The organism is Streptococcus parasanguinis ATCC 15912, assembly GCF_000164675.2.
Lineage (GTDB): Bacteria > Bacillota > Bacilli > Lactobacillales > Streptococcaceae > Streptococcus > Streptococcus parasanguinis.
In genome coordinates, this window is the sequence record NC_015678.1 from 580616 (window position 1) to 600681 (window position 20066).

Consider the following 20066-nt stretch of genomic DNA (forward strand, 5'->3'; position numbering starts at 1 on the left):
ATATTTTGTGTAATTTCTTCAGAAACTGTTTAATCTAAAACAATAAACCAATGACTGTCGGATACATTTTACTGGGTTAGGTCATGATCCTCTCGTATATCTCTTATTCACCGATACATTAAGAAAAGGTATAGTGTAGAAACTAGAATTTAATGGAAAATGGTCCAACTTGGACTAACAAATTATTAAAAAAGAGGAGTTCAACCTCCTCTTAAGCGAATCTTATAAAAATCCTTCCTTAGGTGTTACTTCAAAGCGATTGGCCAATTCTTTCAACTCTTGGTCGGTGATTTCTTGCTTGATAATGCCACCTTGGGCTCCTACTTGGCTGTAGATCATGGCTGCTTTTTCAATGACCTCTACCAAGCCATAGGTTTCATCTAGTGAGATACCTGAAGCAAAGAGTCCATGATGTGGCCAGATGACTGCTGAGAAATCTGCCATCTTTTCTGCCGTCGCTTTTCCAATCTCTGTTGTGCCTGGAGTCATATAAGGGATAACTCCGATTCCTTCAGGAAAGACAACAAGTGACTCTGCCTGCATTTTCCATAAAAGACGAGATAGGTAACGTTCATCCAAGTCTTGCGTAAAAGTCAATGCAATTAAGTTGGTCGGGTGGCAATGGAAAACAACACGTTGTTCAGGGTTTACTTTTAGGCGTTCGATGTGACTCATCAAATGACTTGGAAACTCTGAGGTTGGCCGTCCACCGTCTTCAAATCCCCAAACAATATCGTAACTTTGACCATCTTCAGAAATTTTTACCAATCCTAAATCAAGCAGAGGTTGTTTGGTTACATTGCGGAAATAGCGACCAGTGCCTGTAACGAGGTAATATTGGCCTGCTAAAGCAGAAGCATCAAAACCAAGTTCATGTGTGGATTTGACCTCATGCACATCTTCATAAGGGCTCACTTCTTCAGCAGTCAACCGGCAAGAAACATTCCCACCATTGCGTTCATCCCAGTATCGCAGGTAAGATTGATAAGTTACTTCTCGCATGGTTTCAACATAGGGTGAATCGATAAATTTAGTCATAATTTCCTCTTTCTAGTTACGTTTGCTTAACACTTCTTCTTCATATTGGCGGACATTTGTCAACCAATCAAGACCAACTGGTACATCGTTTTGAAGGCAGAAATAATTCCAAACATCTGCGTATGGGAAATCTTTCAGCTCTTCTGTGTAGGCTAAGCGAGAAGTAAAATCAAAGCTATTTTCCATGTCTTTCAGATCTTTTGTTGGCTCAAGAAGGGCTTTCAAGAGTGCCTTCTGAGTATTACGAGTACCGATGACCCAGGCAGCGATTCGGTTAATAGTCGCATCGAAGAAATCAAGGCCAATCACTGCCTTGTCCAACAAATCATTACGGACCAACTCTTTAGCGATATCTTGCAATTCATCATCCATAATAACCACATGGTCAGAATCCCAACGGACAGGACGGGATACATGGAGCATAATTCCTTTCCCAAAAAGTGCTAATGAAGACAGTTTGTTTGAAATAACTTCAGTCGGATGAAAGTGTCCTGCATCTAACAAGATTATTTTGCCACGCGTCAAGCCGTAGCCCATATAAAACTCGTGTGAGCCCACGGTATAGGCTTCGGCTCCAAGTCCGAATAATTTGCTCTCTACTGCATCTTGGGTGTAGGTTTCATCCACTTGATCAGCGAAAATTTTGTCTAAGGATTCCATCAAGCGTTTCCGAGGACTAAGTCGGTCAACTGGGTTATCCTTGAAACCATCTGGTACCCAAAAGTTGTTGTAGCAAACTTGACCAAGTTCTTTCCCCATGTACTCAGCAACCTTGCGACTGCGTTTACCATGTTCAATCCAATAATCACGAACTTCCTTATCTGGATGGGACAAAGTAAAACCGTCTTTCATCATCGGATGCGAGAAGAAAGTTGGGTTAAAATCGAGTCCTAAGCCTTGTTCCTTTGCCCACGCCACCCATTTTTCAAAATGTTTTGGTTCAATTTCATTCAAATCCACCTTTTCATCTGTGTCTAAATAGATGGCATGAAGGTTGAGTTTATGCTGGCCAGGAATGAGGCTAAAGGCTTTTTCCAAATCTTGACGCAATTGATCTGGGGTCTTGGCCGCACCAGGGTAATTTCCTGTTGACATGATACCACCAGTCAAATCTCCTTCTGGCATCATGAATCCTTTGACATCATCTCCCTGCCAGCAATGCATGGAAATTTTGATAGCTTGTAGTTTTTTCAAGGCGGCATCAGTATCGACTCCGATAGCTGCATAGCGTTCTTTAGCAACTTGATAGGCTTGTGTAATGTGTTCTGCTTTCATTTGATTCTCCTTATTATTGAGGTTTGTAATGTTCTAAGTGTGAAGTACTTGCTAACCATTTTCTAGCTTGACTGATATTTTCAAATTCTCCTGTCGCAATCATTTGAACAAGAATATTGCCAATAGCGGTTGCCTCTCCTGGACCAGCAATGACTTCTTTTCCGATAACATTCGCAGTCAGTTGATTAAGAAGGCTGACATTTGAGCCACCGCCTACAATATGAAGGCAGTCAATTGTTTGTCCTGTTAAAGCCTCCAACTGCTTCAATTCTCGTCCGTAGGCTTTTGCAAGATTGGAATATACTGCCATGACCAGTTCTCTCATGCTTTCAGGTACTAGCTGACCTGTTTCGCGACAAGCCTTTTGGATTTCTTCAATCATATTTTCTGGATTGGTGAATCGATCGTCATTTAGATCAATCTCTTGCAAGAATGGCTCTACCTGTGCCGCTTGCTCGGCCATTTCCTTAAAAGAATACTTATAGTCAGTGAGACGGGCAATCTCCTGAACACACCACATACCAGTGATATTCTTTAGGAAACGGTAGGTTTGGTATGCTCCCCATTCGTTAGTGTAGTTTGCTCTAAAACTGTCCTGATTGGCAATGGGCTCTTGGGATTCAAGACCGATTAAAGACCAGGTTCCTGAACTGATATAAGCCCAGTTTTTGCTGGTTGCGGGGATACCTACAACAGCTGATGCTGTATCATGCGTACCGACGGCAATGACTTGTGCTTCTGGTACATCATAACCTGTTACTTTGAGGGCGCCAATAATCTCACCAGCCTCTATCAAATCAGGAAACTTGCTGGTATCAATGTCTAACACCTCCAACAAATCCTTGTCGTAAGTTCGACTTTCTAGATGAAGAAATTGGGTCGTTGACCAGTTGGTGACTTCCCCCCGTCATTTTGCCTGTCAATTTGTAGGCGATGTAGTCGGGAATCATAAGAATTTTATCTGTCTTGTCCAACAAATTATCATCTTCTACAAATAACTGATATAGGGTATTGAAGTTGAGAAATTGGATACCTGTTTTCTTGTAAATAGTTTCCTTTGGGATCTGCTGAAAGACTTGTTCCATCACTCCCTGAGTTCTAGCATCTCGGTAGGCAACCGGCTGTCCTAAAAGCTCTCCTTCGTCATCAAGAAGAACATAGTCAACAGCCCAAGTATCAATACCAATTGTACAGGTCCCTACCCCTTGCTGTTTGACTTTTTCAAGACCAATCAATACATTCTTAACCAGCTGGTCAATATCCCATCTGTCATGTCCATCTACTTTAGCAAAGCCATTCTTGAAGCGATGGATTTCTTCTAAATGTAACCCTTCTTCTTTGTAGGCCAACATGACACGTCCACTGGATGCCCCAATGTCAATTGCAACATGGTAAGTCATGAGTATTCTCCTTCGTTTTTTGATACTTCTATTTAACCTTATTTTGAATTATGGTACAATATCGATATAACATAGAAAACGTATCAAATATACAGTTCGAAGGAAGAAATTATGAATCAACTAGATCAACTATTATTTGCTAAAACGGAGCATGAATTACTTCAGGAGAAGAGAGGATTTGTGGCAGATTATTTGGATATCCAGTCTGCGAGTAACACTCCTAAACTTTCTCAACAATTCTTCTTTCAAAACAAAGATATTTTCATGAGCAAACACAGTCGTTACGCACCTTACCCAGAACATACCCATCAATTTTTAGAGATTAATTATGTCTATAAAGGCCATTGCCGCCAACGCATCAACGACCAGATCTTTGACTTAAAAGAAGGAGATATTCTTCTCATGGATATGGAGAGTCGGCATTCGATTGAGGCGCTAGGAGATGACGATATTCTGATCAATATTCTATTCCAAAATAAGGATGTTTCAATTAACTGGCTCAAGCAACTCCAAGGTGAAAATAGTCTTCTCTACCAGCTTTTACTATCGGACTCTTCCCAGCATTTCAATCGGAATAACTTTCTACTTCTACCTACCGAGAAAAATACCCCTATCCGCCAGATCTTACAAGAAATGATGACAGAGTATTTTTTACCACAGGATTTTTCAGAACAAATGTTAAAACATTACCTGCCCCTCTTTTGCTATCACTTAGCACGGCTATTGCCAACTGTTGAAAAGACCGTGGATTTGCAATTAGAGGAGTCAACCTATGCTCAGGTACTAAAGATTATTGACCGTGAATATGCCACGATTGGATTAGCTGAGCTGGCTCAACGCTTAAATTTTAATAAAAACTATTTGAGCAATCTGGTCAAGACGGAATCTGGTCAAACCTTTACACAATTAGTGAATCAACGCAAACTGATGAAGGCTCAACTATTATTAAAGACAACGCAATTACCTATCCAAGAAATCGCCCTCAGCGTTGGTTTCAGTAATAAAACCTACTTTTACGACAAATACAAAGAAACCTTCGGCCATGGACCGAAGGTGGAGAGAAATTTCAAGTCATAATACTAACTATTATTCTGGCAAATAGACATCATTCAATTGATAAGATCCTGTTTGCAAAGCCATACTTTCACCATTCTTAAGAATGAGATGAACTCTTGTTCGTGTAGGAACATCTATTTTCAAGTTGACAATCCCATTTTGGATTTCCCAATGAACCTCAATCTTACCATTTACTGTGTCTAATCTACCGGTAAGCCAGTTTAACTGTTCTGTATATTGAGGAGAAATTTGATATGTGTTTGTATCATCTTCGATATCTGGTAAGTTGATACCGACCATTTTCTCGATGATAAAGTCTTCAATTGCTCCATAAGCATAATGGTTCATGGAATTCATCTCAATTCCTGAAATTTTTCCATTTGGAAGAATGGAATCCCAACGTTCCCAAGTCGTTGTTGCCCCCATATTGACTTCAAATAACCAACTTGGAGAAGTTTCTTTAAACAACAGCGAGAATGCTTCCGAAACAAGACCACTTTCAAGAAGTGCATGAGGTAATTCAGGAGTACCTACAAAACCAGTGGTCAATGCTCCATTAGATTCGCTCATCCTTTCCTTTAAAGTTTCAACTAATTTCAGACGAGCAGACTCTGAAGGGTAGATTCCGAATCGTAATAAAAGGGAAAGACCCGTTTGTGTATCAACTCTTGTGGAGATGTCAATTCCGCCAAACAATCGTCCCATCTCTTGTCGGTTTTGTTCAACTTCAGATTGTAAGGTAACAGGGCTTAATTGCAATTCATCACCAATAAAGTAAGTAGTCAACAATGCAGTACGGATTTCAAGAGCTAGTTTTGAATAGAAAGTTGCACTCGAATCATTACATAATTTGAGTGCTTTTGCTGTATTGCTTGCTGAGTAATAATAATAAATTGTCGCAATCAGTGCTGAATCTGTTGCCCCAAATACTGTTCCAGGTATTCCCAAATCTAGAGCAAGCCAGTCGCCTAGTTGAAACCCAAAATCCCATAATCTTTTCCCACCACGTTCTTCATCCTGACGATAAATATAATCTACCCAATTCATCATCAGTGAAAGATGTGAATTCAAAAGACCTTGATCTCGGAAATGGCGAAAAAGCGTCATCGGAAGCACAGTAGCTGCATCCCCCCAAACTGCAGCACCTGCCGAATTCAGAAATGGATTTTGAGCATCTCTATCCGCTACTTTTGGAAATGGTGCAAAAAAGGGTACTGCTCCATTCAGATGTTCCTGTTCCAATTCAACCATCTTTAAGAAATGACCTAAAAAAGCTCTTGTTTCCATATTATATGAAGCAGTATTTGCAAAGACTGTAATATCACCAGTCCAGCCCATTCTCTCGTCCCTCTGTGGACAATCCGTTGGGATACTTAGAAAATTATCTTTTTGACTCCATCTGATATTGCTAATTAGTTGGTTCAATTTTTTATGAGATGAAGTAAATCTAAATCTCTCTTCCATCTTACTATGAAGAACTTTGGCTGAGAACCTCTGAGCTTCCTCTTCATTTAATCCTTCCACTTTTACATATCGAAAACCGAAAAAAGTAAATCTAGGACGAATGAATCGTTCTTTTTCATTATTTAGAATGACAAATTCTTGTTTTGCTGTCCGAAGATTCGCTGAATAAAATTGACCATTTTGTAAAATCTCTCCAAATTTAAATGAGACTTTGGGCTTGTTCGCTGGTAGCATTCCTTCTATCCAGCCTGTAATTTCTTGTCCAAAATCAAGTAGGAGGTTGTTTGCAGTATCTCTGAAAATGAGAGGTTCAAGACTTTCCATGTTGCAAATTGGTAAATCAATTCTCTCACGTAATAATTGTTTACTTTCCTTATCCATGATGACTGTCAGTGGCTGATACTTCGATGAAAAATCGATTGTTTCTCCATCATAGATTGAATTTTCAACAATTTCATTTGTTTTAGCATTCCAGGTCGTATCACTTTTGATGATTTCTGTACTACCATCATGATATAAAATATGGAGTTCTGAAATTAATTTTTGTTTATCCCCATAAATATTTTCAAGACCGCCCTCAAATATGAATCTTCCTCTATACCAACCATTACCAACAAGAAAAGCTATCTCATTCCTGTCTTGTAGATACTCAGTCACATCATAGGTTTGATACTGCTGAATAAGGTCGTAACTATGGTAACCTGGAGCAAGGTATTCTTCTCCAACTTTCCTGTCATTGATAAAAACTTCATAGAGCCCTAGACCAAGAGAATATAATCGTGCTGAACGGATTTCTTTCTTTACAGAAAACGATTTTTTAAAGCTAACTGATTCGAATGTTGGCTCCTGATAACTAATCCAGTCCGCTTCCCAAGGCTCATTCATTTTACCAGTTTCAAAATAGCTAATTGCTGAAACTTCGTCAACGCTTACTCGCCAAAAGTACCTGGTCCGTGGCTTCAGAAATGCTGTCGTTATCGTATATGTATTATAAAAACTATTTGTTTCTCCGCTAAATACTATTTCTTCAAAACAATCATCCTTTGAGATTTCAATTTTAAATTTTAAATTTTCATGATAGTCATTACTTTGAAATCTCCAAGATAATGTTAAATAATCAAAATGATAGCCTAAAGGGGTGCTTATACCATTTACTTTTAATTGATCAATTTGCATCATTCAACTCCTTTAATAGATCATTGTTACAAAATGGATTTACAGGACTAACACCTTTAAATGGACTTTTTCCAACTAATTTCGAAATTCCTGCTTCAATAAAATGATCATAATTACAATAGGTATTTACAACAGTTTCTACCATAGGTAAATCAAACAAATGATAGGGATTTCCAAAACTAATTAGCAAAGTTGGAATCTCCTTTACAAACCAAGGAAGATTATTTCCTAATCCAAATAGTGTATGCCAATTTATTCGTGCAACAGTTTGATTACTTGCATTTTCAATATTAGCTACATACAACACAATATCATATTTACTTGAAAAACTCTGCACAGTTTCTAAATCCCAAAAGTTCGTTTCGGGTTCATAAACAGTCACATCAAAACCGAGTTGTTCAAGCTCAGTTTTTACCTTTTGACTTACGCGTTCATTCGAATCGAAGTTTCCTAACATTTGAAGCAGAACTCTCTTGTGTTTTTCGGGAGATAGGGGAAGCAATTTTTGACTATCCTTCACAAGTGTTACAGAATGATCAGCAAGTTCCGCTTGGTCTTTTTTTCTATCTTCAAACATTGCTGAACCATGTTCGATTTGTTTGTGTAAGCCTAAAGATGCTTTAGCTGCTAATATCCGAGTAACAGCTTCGTCCAATCTCTCATGAGATAGAATTCCATTTGCTAATCCATCTTTCATATACTGAACATCCTCTTCAAAAACACGATTGAATAATAGCATATCACAGCCCGCCTCAATCGTATATGGAATGGCCTCACTACGCTTCATTGCTGCACAGAATCCCACCATTGGACTAGCATCTGTAATGACCAAACCATTAAACCTAAGTTGTTTCCGAAGTAAATCTTTCAAAATTTTTGGACTCAATGTCGCTGGCATATCATCTCCAGTAAAAGCTGGTAAAGCAATATGTCCCACCATGACTGCCTTGGTACCAAAATCAATTAACTCTTTATAAACCAATCCAAATGTTTTTTCCCAAGCTGGCATTGATAGGTGGTTAACAGATGTCAATAAGTGTTGATCCCGCTCATCAGCACCATCCCCCGGAAAATGTTTTATGGAAGTCATAACATGTTGGTCATGGAATGCTTTCGTATAGGCTTTAGCATTTGAAATAACTGTATCAATATCACTACCATATGTTCGAACATTTGTTATCGGGTTTCTAAAGTTAAAATCCAAATCGATTACTGGCGAAAAGCCCCAATTTACTCCTACTGCTTTTCCATCTTTAGCAGCAATTTCTCCAAGAGTATATGCAAATTTCGGATCATTAGCTGCAGCAATAGCCATTTGACGACCATATGCTGTCGCTTCAAAGGCAGCTCCATTTCCTCCGTCTTCTAAGTTTGCAGTTGTTAAAAGTGGAACTTTACTAATCTCTTGAATATACTGATAAGTATCTCTCACTTCTACTGCATTTCCCGGTCTGAAAAATAATCCTCCAATGTTAAAAGAAGCCAAATGATCCAAGTATTCTTTTTCGGTTGAGTAGCCGATTGGAACAAATAGCTGACCGATTTTTTCATCTACAGTTAAACTTTCCAGTGTATCTTCAACCCAAGCTATTGCTTCATCATCCAAATAAAATGGTTTTTCTGTTAATTTCATCATTTTCCTACTTTCTAAAATACAAAGGGGCAAGCTATTTACTTCCCCTTAATTTTTTATTCGTGTCCTTTACGGGCCTCTAAGTCTTTAATAATGTCAGGGAGTTTTGTATCCAAGTCATAAAAGAATATTAAAATGATACTCACAACTCCAAATACAAAAGGTATATAAGCAAAAACAGATTTAATTGCAAACATGGTTGCTGCGGATTGAGTAGCTGCTCCTGAGACATATCCACCAAGAGCCATTACCATACCCAAAATCCAACCTCCTAAACCAGAACCCACCTTTTCACCAAAGGTTGCTGCCGCAAAGATGATTCCGTCTGAGCGAATTCCTGTTTTCCATTCTCCATAATCAGCGATATCACCCAACATCGCAAAACTGGCAACAGATACAGGAGCAATACCCAATCCTCTGACAACCAAACCAGCTGCAATCATTGTGAAATTTGTTGGAAACAATACCAATATCACACTGCCAATCAAACTAATTACTGTTCCGATAATCATAATCGTTCTTTTAGAGAATCGACTTAGCAAAATCGGAGCAAACAGACAGCTGACAATAATCGGGGCAAAGGACAACATACCAATCAAACCAACCTTGCTCATATCATTCAAGATCCATTGGGCGTAAAAAATATTGATCCCCATAAAACCAGCATTAATAAAACTAATCAGAGTGACGGTAATGATTATTAACCAGTATTTATTTTTTATCATGGCCTTGATATTATCCATTGTCGAAAATTTTTGTGCATTATCAGCACTGATTGCTTCGCTAGTTTCTAGTACTCTTTCTTTTGAATTTCCATAAAGAACTGTCAGCAATACCACAGAAATCAAACCAAGTGTTGCAGCCATTTTCGTCCATGAAGAAGTTTCAGTGACCGCACCATACATTTCAACAATTTTTAGAACAACTCCATTCACCAAGAAGGCACCAATAAATCCAAGAATCGTTCGAGAAGTTGATAAATAACCTCTTTCTTTTGAATCAGGTGTGGTGGTCCCAATCAGAGCTGAATAGGGTACCATTGTCATCGTATATACACCTGCGAGAGAAATAACATAGGTAACAAATGCATAAATTGCTCTCATCTCATCAGGTAGAAAACTCGGTGAGGTGAACAGTAAGGTGAGAGCTAGTCCATATGGAATTATCATTCGTTTTATCCATGGTCTCGCCTTCCCCTTACTTGAAGATGTTTTATCGACAATCGCTCCCATCACTAAGTCACTAACACCATCAAATAAACGCGCAAACAGCAATATTGTACCAACTACTGAAATCGTAAGGCCAACTACATCAGTATAGAAATATGTAATAAAAGCATTTGCTGTGGTAATCATCAAGTTTGCAGCCAAATTACCAAAACCATAGGTTATTCTTTCACTTACAGGTATGGCATATTTATTTTTCATTTTATCCACTGCTTTGTCCTCCAAAATATTAATTTAATTTTTATAGTTTTATTATAAATAGCATTGTATCCGTTTACAATGCATTAAATCTATTATATAATGAACTAAATACAGATTTTGGAGGGATGAACATTGAATATTATTGAATTGGAAAATTATCTATTCCAGGTTAATGAGTATGAGATTAAACAAAAGGAAACTGGTATTTCAGTAAATGATTATCCTATGTATTCTGATACAAATAGGAATACATATACAGATCAAACATATAAAATTGTTAGATTACCAAAAGAGATGTTTTTTTCAGGTGACAATTCCATATTCCTTAGTCGCCATAATCGTTTTGCCCCGATGATTACTCACCTTCACGATTTTATTGAAATGGTGTATGTCTATAAAGGAATCTGTATTCAAGAAATAAATGGTGAGACTATCTCACTCTCAAAAGGTGATTTAATTGTATTAGATCGTGATGTCCCGCATTCCATTAATGCTCTTGGTGAAGAAGATATTCTAATCAACATACTCATAAACAAAGAAACTTTCGATTCGCTCTTCCTGTATAAATTACAAGATTCATCAAGTATATTAACTCAATTTCTAGCAGACGCATTCAATACTCAAGCCAAGCATGATCAGTTTATTATTTTTCATACAGATAAATATTCTACTATCCATAGTCTTATTCAACTCATGCTCTGCGAACATTTGGAAAATAGGATACAAACACAGCATTTTTTATCTCAGTATTTACAAATTCTCTTAATGGAATTGATTCGAATTTATCAGGAAGAGAATATTTATCAGAACAGTTTATTAAAATTTAATTTTGCACCAATTCTGTCATATGTTGACCAACATTTTAAGAATATTGATGTTGCTGAAGTTGCTGACAAATTTTCTTATAACCCTAATTATTTAAGCAACAAGCTAAAGCAGGTTACAGGTAAAAGTTTTCAAAAGATTGTTCTTGAAAAACGGTTACTATATTCAAAGGAATTACTGAGAAATACTGATTATTCTATTGAGACAATTTCTTTAGAATCTGGCTTTAATTCACCTAGTTACTTCTTCCGCCAATTCAAAAAATTCTTTGGTAAGACACCTAATGAATTTCGTAAAAAATAGCCTTTCATTCAAAATGACTTTAGAAACTGTAAAAAGAGCATAATTATCTGTTTTTGAGTGATTGAATCCTCTCTTCATTTTGATACTATATTGTAAAAAGTAAAGTTTAATGATAGAGAGGTATTATGATGTTTAAAGGTGCTCTTTTTGATTTAGATGGGGTAATAGCGGATACTGCTTCGTTACACTTCGATGCATGGAGACAAATTATTCTCAAACACTTTGAGGTCTCTATCCCTGATACAATTGAGGAAAAAACGAAAGGAGTTAGTCGCGAGGATTCTCTTCGTGTCATTTTAGAACACTTGAACATTTCCATATCTGATTATGATTTTATGAATCTCTGTGAAGAGAAAAATAAGTTGTATGTCAAATCACTTGAAAGACTTACCCCAAGTAATGTACTTCCTGGTATTGATCATTTCATTCGGGAATTGAAAGAGCAGGGAATAAAACTTGCCTTAGCTTCATCCTCTAAAAATGGTCCGTTCATTCTAAAAAAATTAGGGCTAGATAGTTTTTTTGATGCAATTGCTAATCCTGAGGACATTACCAATGGTAAACCAGCACCAGATATTTTTTTAGCAGCTGCCAAATCTATCCATTGTGGAGCTGAAGAATGTATAGCGATTGAAGATTCTGTTGCAGGCGTCACTGCTATTAATTCAGCAAATATATTTTCAGTCGCTGTCGGCGGTACAGAACTCAGTCATGCTAACAAATTATTTTCTTCAACTAAAGAGTTAACGTTACTTAAAGTAGAGAAAGCGTGGCAGAACTGTAAAAGATAGTTTCAATTTTAAATTTCAAATTACTGTCATGCAGAGTCTATTGGCTCTGCTTTTTTTAGATCAGATTAAAAATAGTATATCCCTTGAATCCCCTACTATCCGTACTCAAAATATTCAAAGCAAAAATAAAAAGTCGCTAGAAATAATATTCTAGCAACTAAATTAATATTACTGAATTAGAAACTTTCTAAAACAACTCTTTATAGAAAGCTATGGTTTCTTCCAAGGTTGGCATGAATTGATTTCCTGGTGCACAAGCATCAATCAAGGCATTCTTAGAGAGGTATTCAAAGTCAAAGTCTTCTTCCTTGATGTCCAACTCTATTAATTTCTTCGGAATTCCAACTTTGGCTGACAATTCTTCGATTTGTTCAATGGCATAGTCAGCACATTCTTCATCAGTCTTACCTGCGATATCAAGACCTAAAGCTTTTGCAACATCGCGGAAAGCAGCTGGTACACGTTTGGCATTTTCACGTTCAATGATTGGCAAAATCATAGCACAGCAAACACCGTGTGGCAAATTATAAACAGCCCCTAACTGATGAGCCATTGAGTGTACATAACCCAAACCAGCATTGTTAAAGCTCATACCTCCAAGGAAAATAGCATTCACCATGGCTTCACGTGCTTCGATATCCTGACCATTTTCAACCGCACGAGGCAAGTATTCTTTGATCAACTCGATTGCTCCCATAGACAACTTCTTAGTCACATCGTATTCTCCTTGGGTTACCAAAAGCTTCGATGGCATGGGTCTGGTGGGCATATGCACCAGTTGAATGTGATGATTAGATTTAGATAAATAGGCTCTATAATTTCTATTTAGGCTAAAACTAACATAGGAATTATGGATCCTATTTTGTTGTAGAAAAAATCCCCGCCAAGATCTAACTTGGCGGGGATTTGGTGGGGAATAACTCCCCTATTTAAGATTTAAATCACCTTAAGCAATTCTTAACCTTAATATACTAGGCTTTCGCATTCAATTTGCGTTACTCGATTATTTAAGAGTAACTGAAGCTCCAGCTTCTTCCAATTTAGCTTTGATTTCTTCAGCTTCAGCTGTAGCAACACCTTCTTTGATAACACCAGGTGCACCATCAACAAGTTCTTTAGCTTCTTTAAGACCAAGACCAGTGATTTCACGTACAACTTTGATAACGCCGACTTTCTTGTCGCCTGCAGATGTCAATTCGATATCGAATGAATCTTTAGCAGCACCAGCGTCAGCAGCACCAGCTGCAGCAACAGCTACAGGAGCAGCTGCAGTTACACCAAATTCTTCTTCGATAGCTTTTACAAGGTCGTTCAATTCAAGGATTGAAGCTTCTTTAATTTCAGCAATAATGTTTTCAATGTTCAATGCCATTGTTATTTCCTCCAAATAAGTTTTAATTATATATTTTTATTTTTTGTAGCTAGGCTACGCTGCGTAGCTTAAGATTAAGCTGCGTCTTCTTTGTTGTCTGCAACCGCTTTGACTGCAAGAGCAACGTTGCGCACTGGCGCTTGAAGTACAGAAAGGAGCATAGAAAGAAGTCCTTCGCGGTTTGGAAGAGTTGCAAGTGCAAGAATCTCTTCTTTAGATGCGACAGCGCCTTCGATTGCACCACCTTTAATTTCAAGTGCTTCAGCGTCTTTAGAAAAATCGTTCAAAATTTTCGCAGGTGCGATAACATCTTCATTTGAAAATGCTACTGCAGATGGTCCAACGAATACAGATGCAAGATCTTCAAGACCAGCTTTTTCAGCTGCACGACGCAAGATTGAGTTTTTGATAACTTTAAACTCAACTTCGCTTTCGCGAAGGTTGCGACGGAGAACTGTATCTTGCTCAACTGTCAAACCGCGAGAATCTACAACGACGATTGATGCAGCAGCTTTCATTTTTTCAGCTACTACGTCAACTAGTTCCGCTTTTTTAGCAATAATTGCTTCACTCATTAGTGTGTTCACCTCCGTAATTATTTTGCTTGGGGAATTTTTCCAAAAGAAAAACGCGCCCAAACCTAGACACGAAAGTACAATACGCTTCTTTTAATTGATACGTTTTGTCCTCGGTAGGATCTTTATGAGTCGTGCTCCCCTACTGTCTTAGGCAGTTTTTTCAAACCATAAATTAGTTTATCACATATAAAAAAAGAATGCAAGTACTTTTGCAAACTTTTTTTATATTTTTTAATCGTTGTAGAGACTCTTGATATTATTCAACCAAGCATAGGCAAGTCCCATTAGGACTCCTCCTCCTACCCAGTTGGCAAAGAAGGTGACGCTATAATGACGTAAAATATTTAAAAACTCAAAATGCGGCAATTGACTAGAAACTGAATTAAAGCTCAATAATGAGAAAGAAGCAAAGTTTGCAGCCAAGTGTTCATTGGTCATAAAGACAAACATATAAATAGCAGAAAGGGCTAAGAGCACCTTGGCTGTTTCATCTTTGAAATATAGATAAGAAAGAATAGCAATATTTACAAAGATATTGGCAATAACCCCTTCAAAGAAAACCACTTGATTGCTTCGTTGGAGTTTATTTTCTGCTACCGTGGCTAGGAAACCTTTTGGATCGATATGTGCAAAGGCAGTTGTTTGATTGAAAAGAAAAGCGACGATTAAAGCACCAATTAAATTAAAAAAGGTACAATAAAGAAGAATTTCCAAAGCTTTCTTCCAATGAATTTTCTTTAGATAGGTTCCCGCCGTCAAATACATCATATTTGAGGTGGTTAATTCCGCATTTAAGAATAAGAGGTAAACCAAGCCCCAGGCAAAGATGAATGGAAATAGAAAACGACCAGATCCAGGTAAGAAGGTATTCAACAAGTCTGCGGCAACTGCACCGACTGCAGTACTTAAAGTAAGAAAACCTCCAGCAAAAATAGAACGAACAGCATACCGAGTTTTGGACTTCTGATAAAGGTCCTCTTTCTTATTACAAGCAGCTCCTACTTTTTGAATGAAATTAGATTCAGACATAAAAATCTCCTTATAAAATGTTTGTGAATAAAATCATTATAGCATAGAAAGAGGCTTTTGAAAAGGTTTGCAATACAAATTTTGACAATCCAAAAATTCGATTTATTTCGATTGTATATCAATAACATCTACAAAAAAAGCAGACATGGTCTGCTTTTTTTGTATCAATTCAAACGATTAGCCCAAGCAATATCCAAATTAAGGATTTCTTGAGAAGTGAACTGTTGACGATAAGGATTGTATACCGTACCTGTAATACCACCTTGAACATTTGGTGAATCATATTGAGTCAAATTATAAGTTTCAATGATGTGGTTGAGTTTTGCGTAGTAACTTGTATCGGTAGCATAAACACCAGTCAAAGCTGCTGTTGCATCTTGGTAACTAGATGTGTTGCTTTTCCAAGCCCCTGCAAAATGTCCTTGTTTCAAAACAGCTACATAGTCTTGCAATGATTCATAATAAGACGGATAAGAACGGAATGCGTCATTAATTGTATAAGCATTTCCTGCACCATCATCTTCCCACGTTTGCATTACGGCAGATTGACCATCATAACTTCCTTTAATACCAAAGAGATTGTAATGTGGATAAGAAGATAAGCCCGACTGACCTGATCCACTTTCAAGGATGGCTTGGGCAATCATTACAGAGGCATAAAGGTCATTCTCTTGACCGAGTTGACGCGCAGATTCTCCAATTTGTGAAATAAAAGCTTCTGTAGGATCTGAATATGTTTGGTAAGTTCCATCGTTTGCACCAACTGACGTTACATGCTCACTCATAGCAGCTACAAATGTCCCCACTGCTAATACCGAAACAATCAAACCAAACAATTTCGTCTTATTTCGTATTTTCTTTTTCATTATACAATTTATCTCCAATTAATTTTTTATCATCTTTTATCTTTATATAAATTATACCATATAAAACGACAAAAACAAGGAAGATTTTATTACACTTGTATTACAATTGCGAGATAAATCCAAAATAAAAATGACATTTTCATGTCATTTCAATTTATTTCGTAAAACGTGTTTTCTAAAATAGCATCCCATGACTTCTCTAGTCCTTCCCGGGTTACAGAAGAGAAAACGATAAAGGTGTCAGCTGGATCAAAATCTAGTTTTTTCTTGATGATCGATTCGTGTTTATTCCATTTTCCACGCGGAATCTTATCTGCTTTAGTAGCAACTAAGATCACAGGGATCTCATAATATTTTAAGAATTCATACATCTGGACATCATCTGCTGAAGGTTCATGACGAAAATCGACTAGGCTAACGACTGCTTTTAAGTTCTTACGACTAGTGAGGTATTCTTCAATCATCCGCCCCCACTTCTCGCGCTCTTTTTTAGAGACACGTGCATAGCCATAACCAGGTACGTCTACCAAACGGAGTTTATCATCGATATTGAAGAAATTGAGCAATTGGGTTTTTCCTGGTTTCCCAGATGTTCTGGCCAGGTTCTTTCGGTTTAAGAGAGTATTAATAAAAGAAGACTTGCCGACATTGGATCGACCGGCAAGTGCAACTTCTGGAATCTCATCTTGAGGATAATGACTCTTATTTGCAGCGCTTAAGAGGATATCCGCATTATGTGTGTTAATTTCCATATTTTATCTTTCTAGGCTGTTTCAAGAATTGGTTTTTCAGTTCCATCTACAGCTTCTTTTGTGATTCGGACAAGTTTGACATCTTCTTGACTTGGAATTTCAAACATGACATCCATCATCGTTTCTTCGATAATCGAACGAAGTCCACGAGCTCCTGTTTTTCTTTCGATGGCCTTATTAGCAATTTCTTGAAGAGCTTCATCATCGAATTCCAATTCAACGTTATCATAAGAGAGCAAGGTTTGGTATTGTTTTACCAAGGCATTGCGTGGCTCTTTTAGAATACGGACAAGATCGTCAACTGTCAATTGCTCAAGAGCTGCAAAGACTGGAAGACGTCCGATCAATTCTGGGATAATCCCGAATTTTTGAATATCTTCTGCAACGATTTCTTGCATGTAAGAGCTTGATTCATCAATAGCTTTATTGTTCTTACCGAAACCGATGACTTTTTCACCAAGACGTTGTTTAACAATTTCTTCGATCCCGTCAAAAGCTCCACCTACGATAAAGAGGATGTTCTTGGTATCCACTTGGATCATCTCTTGTTGCGGGTGTTTGCGTCCACCTTGAGGTGGGACACTAGCGACGGTTCCTTCGATGATCTTCAAGAGGGCTTGTTGCACCCCTTCACCAGAAACGTCACGTGTGATAGAGACATTTTCACTTTTCTTAGCAATCTTATCAATTTCATCGACGTAGATAATGCCTCGTTCTGCACGCTCGATGTTGAAATCAGCTGCTTGAAGAAGTTTCAAGAGAATGTTTTCAACGTCTTCTCCCACATAACCAGCTTCTGTCAAGGCTGTTGCATCGGCAATAGCAAATGGGACATTCAAGCTACGTGCTAAGGTCTGGGCCAAGAAAGTCTTACCTGAACCAGTCGGTCCAATCATGAGGATGTTTGATTTTTGTAATTCAACATCTGTCTCATCTTCGCGCGTATCGTGGAAGTTAATGCGTTTGTAGTGGTTGTATACTGCTACAGCAAGGGCACGTTTGGCACGATCTTGACCGATCACATAGTGGTTCAAGATATTGAGCAATTCGATTGGTTTTGGAACTTCACTAAGGTCTGCAAGAACTTCTTCTGCTAGCTCCTCACGAATAATTTCTTGTGCTAACTCTACACATTCATTACAGATAAACGCATTGTTCCCTGCAATGATTTTTTGGACTTCATCTTGACTCTTTCCGCAAAATGAACAATAAACCATCATATCATTATTTTGATTCGTTGGCATGTATTTCCTCTTTCTGTCATTTTCTATTTCTATTTAGTTTAAAATAAGGTCATGTAAAAGGCGTGAATAGAATTCACAAGATTGGTAAAAGCATTTAGTAAGAATAAAATAGCGAGGCCAAACCGTTTTTTACGAAAAGTTTGTAAGGCACAAATCATACAGATGACACACAAGACAGCTGTAAAAAAACCAAAGACACTTCGCTCCATTAATCTAAATCCTTTCTCTTGTAATAGGTGACAGTAAAATCATATGGATTCTTCTCATCTTTTGGATGATGGACTTGACGTACTCTTTCATAGCGGTTCTCTTCAAATGTTGGTGCCAATGTATCGCCATCCATATCTGCATGAATCATGGTCTGGATCACCTCTTCTAGCTGGTCAGAAAAGAGCCTTAAAATCTGACTGCCTCCAATAATGTAAAGATTCTTCTCTTGGTTCTGAAACCAGTCCAAGACTTCTTCCTTGCTGTGCATGACGAGTACAGCGTCATTCTCAGGATCATAGGCTTGATCTTGCGATAAGATAATGCTGGTCCGACCTGGTAGAACCCTTTTATTCATTCCATCAAAGGTCACTCTTCCCATGAGAATTGCTTGTCCCATGGTCGTTTCTTTGAAATGCTGAAGCTCAGCTGGCAGATGCCAAGGCATGACTTGGTCCTTTCCAATAATGCCATTTTCAGTTTGAGCCCAGATACCAATAATCTTTTTCATTCTCTCATCCTTTACACTGATACTTCTATTTTATCAAATTTTCTTATAAAAGACAGATTTCAACTATCTAGTTTGGAGGATATTTTTAAAATACAAACAGAAAAAACCGCGAGGAATTCGCGGTTTTTCTTAGCCACAAGTTAGCTTAGTCTTCATTTTGCGTTTTGCAAATCCGAAAAATGAATAGAAAAAACAACATTTTTAACTTTAAATCGCAAGGTCGAACTTCAACTGTGGTTTCACTGGATCATAATCGACCAATTCAAAATCTTCTGGCTTGATGTCAAAGAAATTGGTTCCATCTGGTACATTCAAAACCAAGCGAGGCTGACAATTAGTCGCCTCACGGCGGAGCAATTCTTCTGCTTGTTCAAATTGATTATCATAGATATGAAGGTTATTAATGAAGTAAAAGAACTTCCCTACCTTCCAACCAAAGTGTTTGGCAATCATCATCTGAAGGGCTACATATTGCATGGCATTAATATGGTGGGCTACCAACATATCATTAGAACGCTGGGTCAGGGTTGCATCTAGATAGATCTCTCCTTCTACGCGACGAACGTCAAACATGGTCTGAAATGCACATGGCAAGAGTCCTTCTGACTCCTCAAAAGCATCATAATCCCAGAGCGTGATGATGTTGCGGCGATTCCAAGGATTGGCTTCTAATTGTTTGAGAATCTTATTCGTAATGTCATGCTTTTTGACCACTGCTCCATAGCGCTGTCCAATCGTCCGGCTATCTCCAACTTCCCAGTCATTCCAGTAATGGACATTGTATTTTTCTTCCAAGACATCTAAACTATTAGACTGATCTTGGTAAATCCAGAGCATCTCTTTGATGGCTGATTTAATCGCGATAGGACGAAGGGTGGTGATAGGAAACTCGCCTTTTGCGAGATCAAATTCCATAAAGGCTCCCGTGATGTACTTGGAGTTGGCAGTTCTGCCATCCTTGTATTTGGGACGCGCTTGCTCTGACCAGACCCCTTCTTCCATAATTTTACGAATATATTCTTTAAATACTATATCTGCTTTTGTCATATACACTCCTTGAATCCAGTTTTGCCTTCATTATAACACAGGACAAAGAAAAAAAGGAGATGCAAGCATCTG

The 20066-nt window shown here is 37.9% G+C and carries 16 protein-coding genes, 2 pseudogenes and 1 other annotated feature; of the genes and pseudogenes, 3 read left to right on the forward strand and 15 right to left on the reverse strand.

All coding sequences use genetic code 11. The features are described from left to right. Window positions 1-222: 222 nt before the first annotated feature. The 3 genes and pseudogenes from rhaD to rhaB form a co-directional block, all read right to left on the reverse strand. Complete coding sequence (gene rhaD, locus HMPREF0833_RS02850; protein WP_013903625.1) at window positions 223-1038, reverse strand: rhamnulose-1-phosphate aldolase; 816 nt, start codon at window positions 1036-1038, stop codon at window positions 223-225. Window positions 1039-1050: 12 nt separating this feature from the next. After that, window positions 1051-2313 (reverse strand): L-rhamnose isomerase, encoded by a 1263-nt coding sequence (gene rhaA, locus HMPREF0833_RS02855; RefSeq protein WP_013903626.1) that lies wholly within the window; start codon window positions 2311-2313, stop codon window positions 1051-1053. Between the two features lie 13 nt (window positions 2314-2326). Beyond that, window positions 2327-3713 (reverse strand): annotated as a pseudogene (rhaB, locus tag HMPREF0833_RS02860) (rhamnulokinase). 111 nt (window positions 3714-3824) lie between these two features. Between rhaB and HMPREF0833_RS02865 the strand changes: the two are divergent. After that, window positions 3825-4790, forward strand: coding sequence for an AraC family transcriptional regulator (locus tag HMPREF0833_RS02865; protein ID WP_013903629.1), 966 nt, complete (start codon window positions 3825-3827; stop codon window positions 4788-4790). A gap of 9 nt (window positions 4791-4799) precedes the next feature. Here HMPREF0833_RS02865 and HMPREF0833_RS02870 read toward each other — a convergent pair whose 3' ends face one another. From HMPREF0833_RS02870 to HMPREF0833_RS02880, 3 genes are read right to left on the reverse strand one after another with little or no spacing between them, the layout of a single operon-like run. Beyond that, window positions 4800-7412, reverse strand: a complete 2613-nt coding sequence (locus HMPREF0833_RS02870) for an alpha-L-rhamnosidase (protein ID WP_013903630.1) — start codon at window positions 7410-7412, stop codon at window positions 4800-4802. After that, entirely contained in the window at window positions 7399-9045 is a 1647-nt protein-coding gene (locus HMPREF0833_RS02875; RefSeq protein WP_013903631.1) for a glycoside hydrolase family 3 protein, read from the reverse strand. Before HMPREF0833_RS02875 ends, HMPREF0833_RS02870 begins: the two co-directional genes overlap by 14 nt. A 53-nt stretch (window positions 9046-9098) precedes the next feature. Beyond that, window positions 9099-10469 (reverse strand): MFS transporter, encoded by a 1371-nt coding sequence (locus HMPREF0833_RS02880; RefSeq protein ID WP_037616954.1) that lies wholly within the window; start codon window positions 10467-10469, stop codon window positions 9099-9101. Window positions 10470-10601: 132 nt separating this feature from the next. On the opposite strand from HMPREF0833_RS02880, the gene HMPREF0833_RS02885 reads away from it, so the two are divergent. After that, window positions 10602-11597, forward strand: coding sequence for an AraC family transcriptional regulator (locus tag HMPREF0833_RS02885; protein ID WP_003016279.1), 996 nt, complete (start codon window positions 10602-10604; stop codon window positions 11595-11597). A gap of 128 nt (window positions 11598-11725) precedes the next feature. Further along, complete coding sequence (gene pgmB, locus HMPREF0833_RS02890) at window positions 11726-12388, forward strand: beta-phosphoglucomutase (RefSeq protein ID WP_003016299.1); 663 nt, start codon at window positions 11726-11728, stop codon at window positions 12386-12388. Window positions 12389-12575: 187 nt separating this feature from the next. Here the strand turns inward: pgmB and HMPREF0833_RS02895 are convergent. The 9 genes and pseudogenes from HMPREF0833_RS02895 to HMPREF0833_RS02940 all read right to left on the reverse strand — a co-directional run. After that, window positions 12576-13146: pseudogene (locus HMPREF0833_RS02895) on the reverse strand (alcohol dehydrogenase); the annotation flags it as partial. Between the two features lie 245 nt (window positions 13147-13391). Continuing rightward, entirely contained in the window at window positions 13392-13760 is a 369-nt protein-coding gene (rplL, locus tag HMPREF0833_RS02900; RefSeq protein ID WP_003016256.1) for a 50S ribosomal protein L7/L12, read from the reverse strand. Between the two features lie 74 nt (window positions 13761-13834). Further along, window positions 13835-14335: a 50S ribosomal protein L10 gene (rplJ, locus tag HMPREF0833_RS02905; protein ID WP_003016269.1), complete on the reverse strand. Its 501-nt coding sequence runs from the start codon at window positions 14333-14335 to the stop codon at window positions 13835-13837. A gap of 38 nt (window positions 14336-14373) precedes the next feature. Then, window positions 14374-14508: a sequence feature (ribosomal protein L10 leader region), on the reverse strand. A 61-nt stretch (window positions 14509-14569) separates the two neighbouring features. After that, window positions 14570-15367 carry a formate/nitrite transporter family protein gene (locus HMPREF0833_RS02910; RefSeq protein ID WP_003016373.1) on the reverse strand — a complete coding sequence of 266 codons (798 nt, stop codon included), beginning with the start codon at window positions 15365-15367 and terminating at the stop codon, window positions 14570-14572. Between the two features lie 164 nt (window positions 15368-15531). Beyond that, on the reverse strand, window positions 15532-16233 hold the full coding sequence (locus HMPREF0833_RS02915) for a glucosaminidase domain-containing protein (protein ID WP_013903635.1): 702 nt from the start codon (window positions 16231-16233) through the stop codon (window positions 15532-15534). A 149-nt stretch (window positions 16234-16382) separates the two neighbouring features. Continuing rightward, on the reverse strand, window positions 16383-16985 hold the full coding sequence (yihA, locus tag HMPREF0833_RS02920; RefSeq protein WP_013903636.1) for a ribosome biogenesis GTP-binding protein YihA/YsxC: 603 nt from the start codon (window positions 16983-16985) through the stop codon (window positions 16383-16385). 11 nt (window positions 16986-16996) lie between these two features. Then, on the reverse strand, window positions 16997-18229 hold the full coding sequence (clpX, locus tag HMPREF0833_RS02925) for an ATP-dependent Clp protease ATP-binding subunit ClpX (protein WP_003001797.1): 1233 nt from the start codon (window positions 18227-18229) through the stop codon (window positions 16997-16999). A 208-nt stretch (window positions 18230-18437) separates the two neighbouring features. Continuing rightward, window positions 18438-18947 carry a dihydrofolate reductase gene (locus tag HMPREF0833_RS02935; protein WP_013903637.1) on the reverse strand — a complete coding sequence of 170 codons (510 nt, stop codon included), beginning with the start codon at window positions 18945-18947 and terminating at the stop codon, window positions 18438-18440. 207 nt (window positions 18948-19154) lie between these two features. Next, on the reverse strand, window positions 19155-19994 hold the full coding sequence (locus tag HMPREF0833_RS02940) for a thymidylate synthase (RefSeq protein WP_013903638.1): 840 nt from the start codon (window positions 19992-19994) through the stop codon (window positions 19155-19157). Window positions 19995-20066 lie beyond the last annotated feature (72 nt).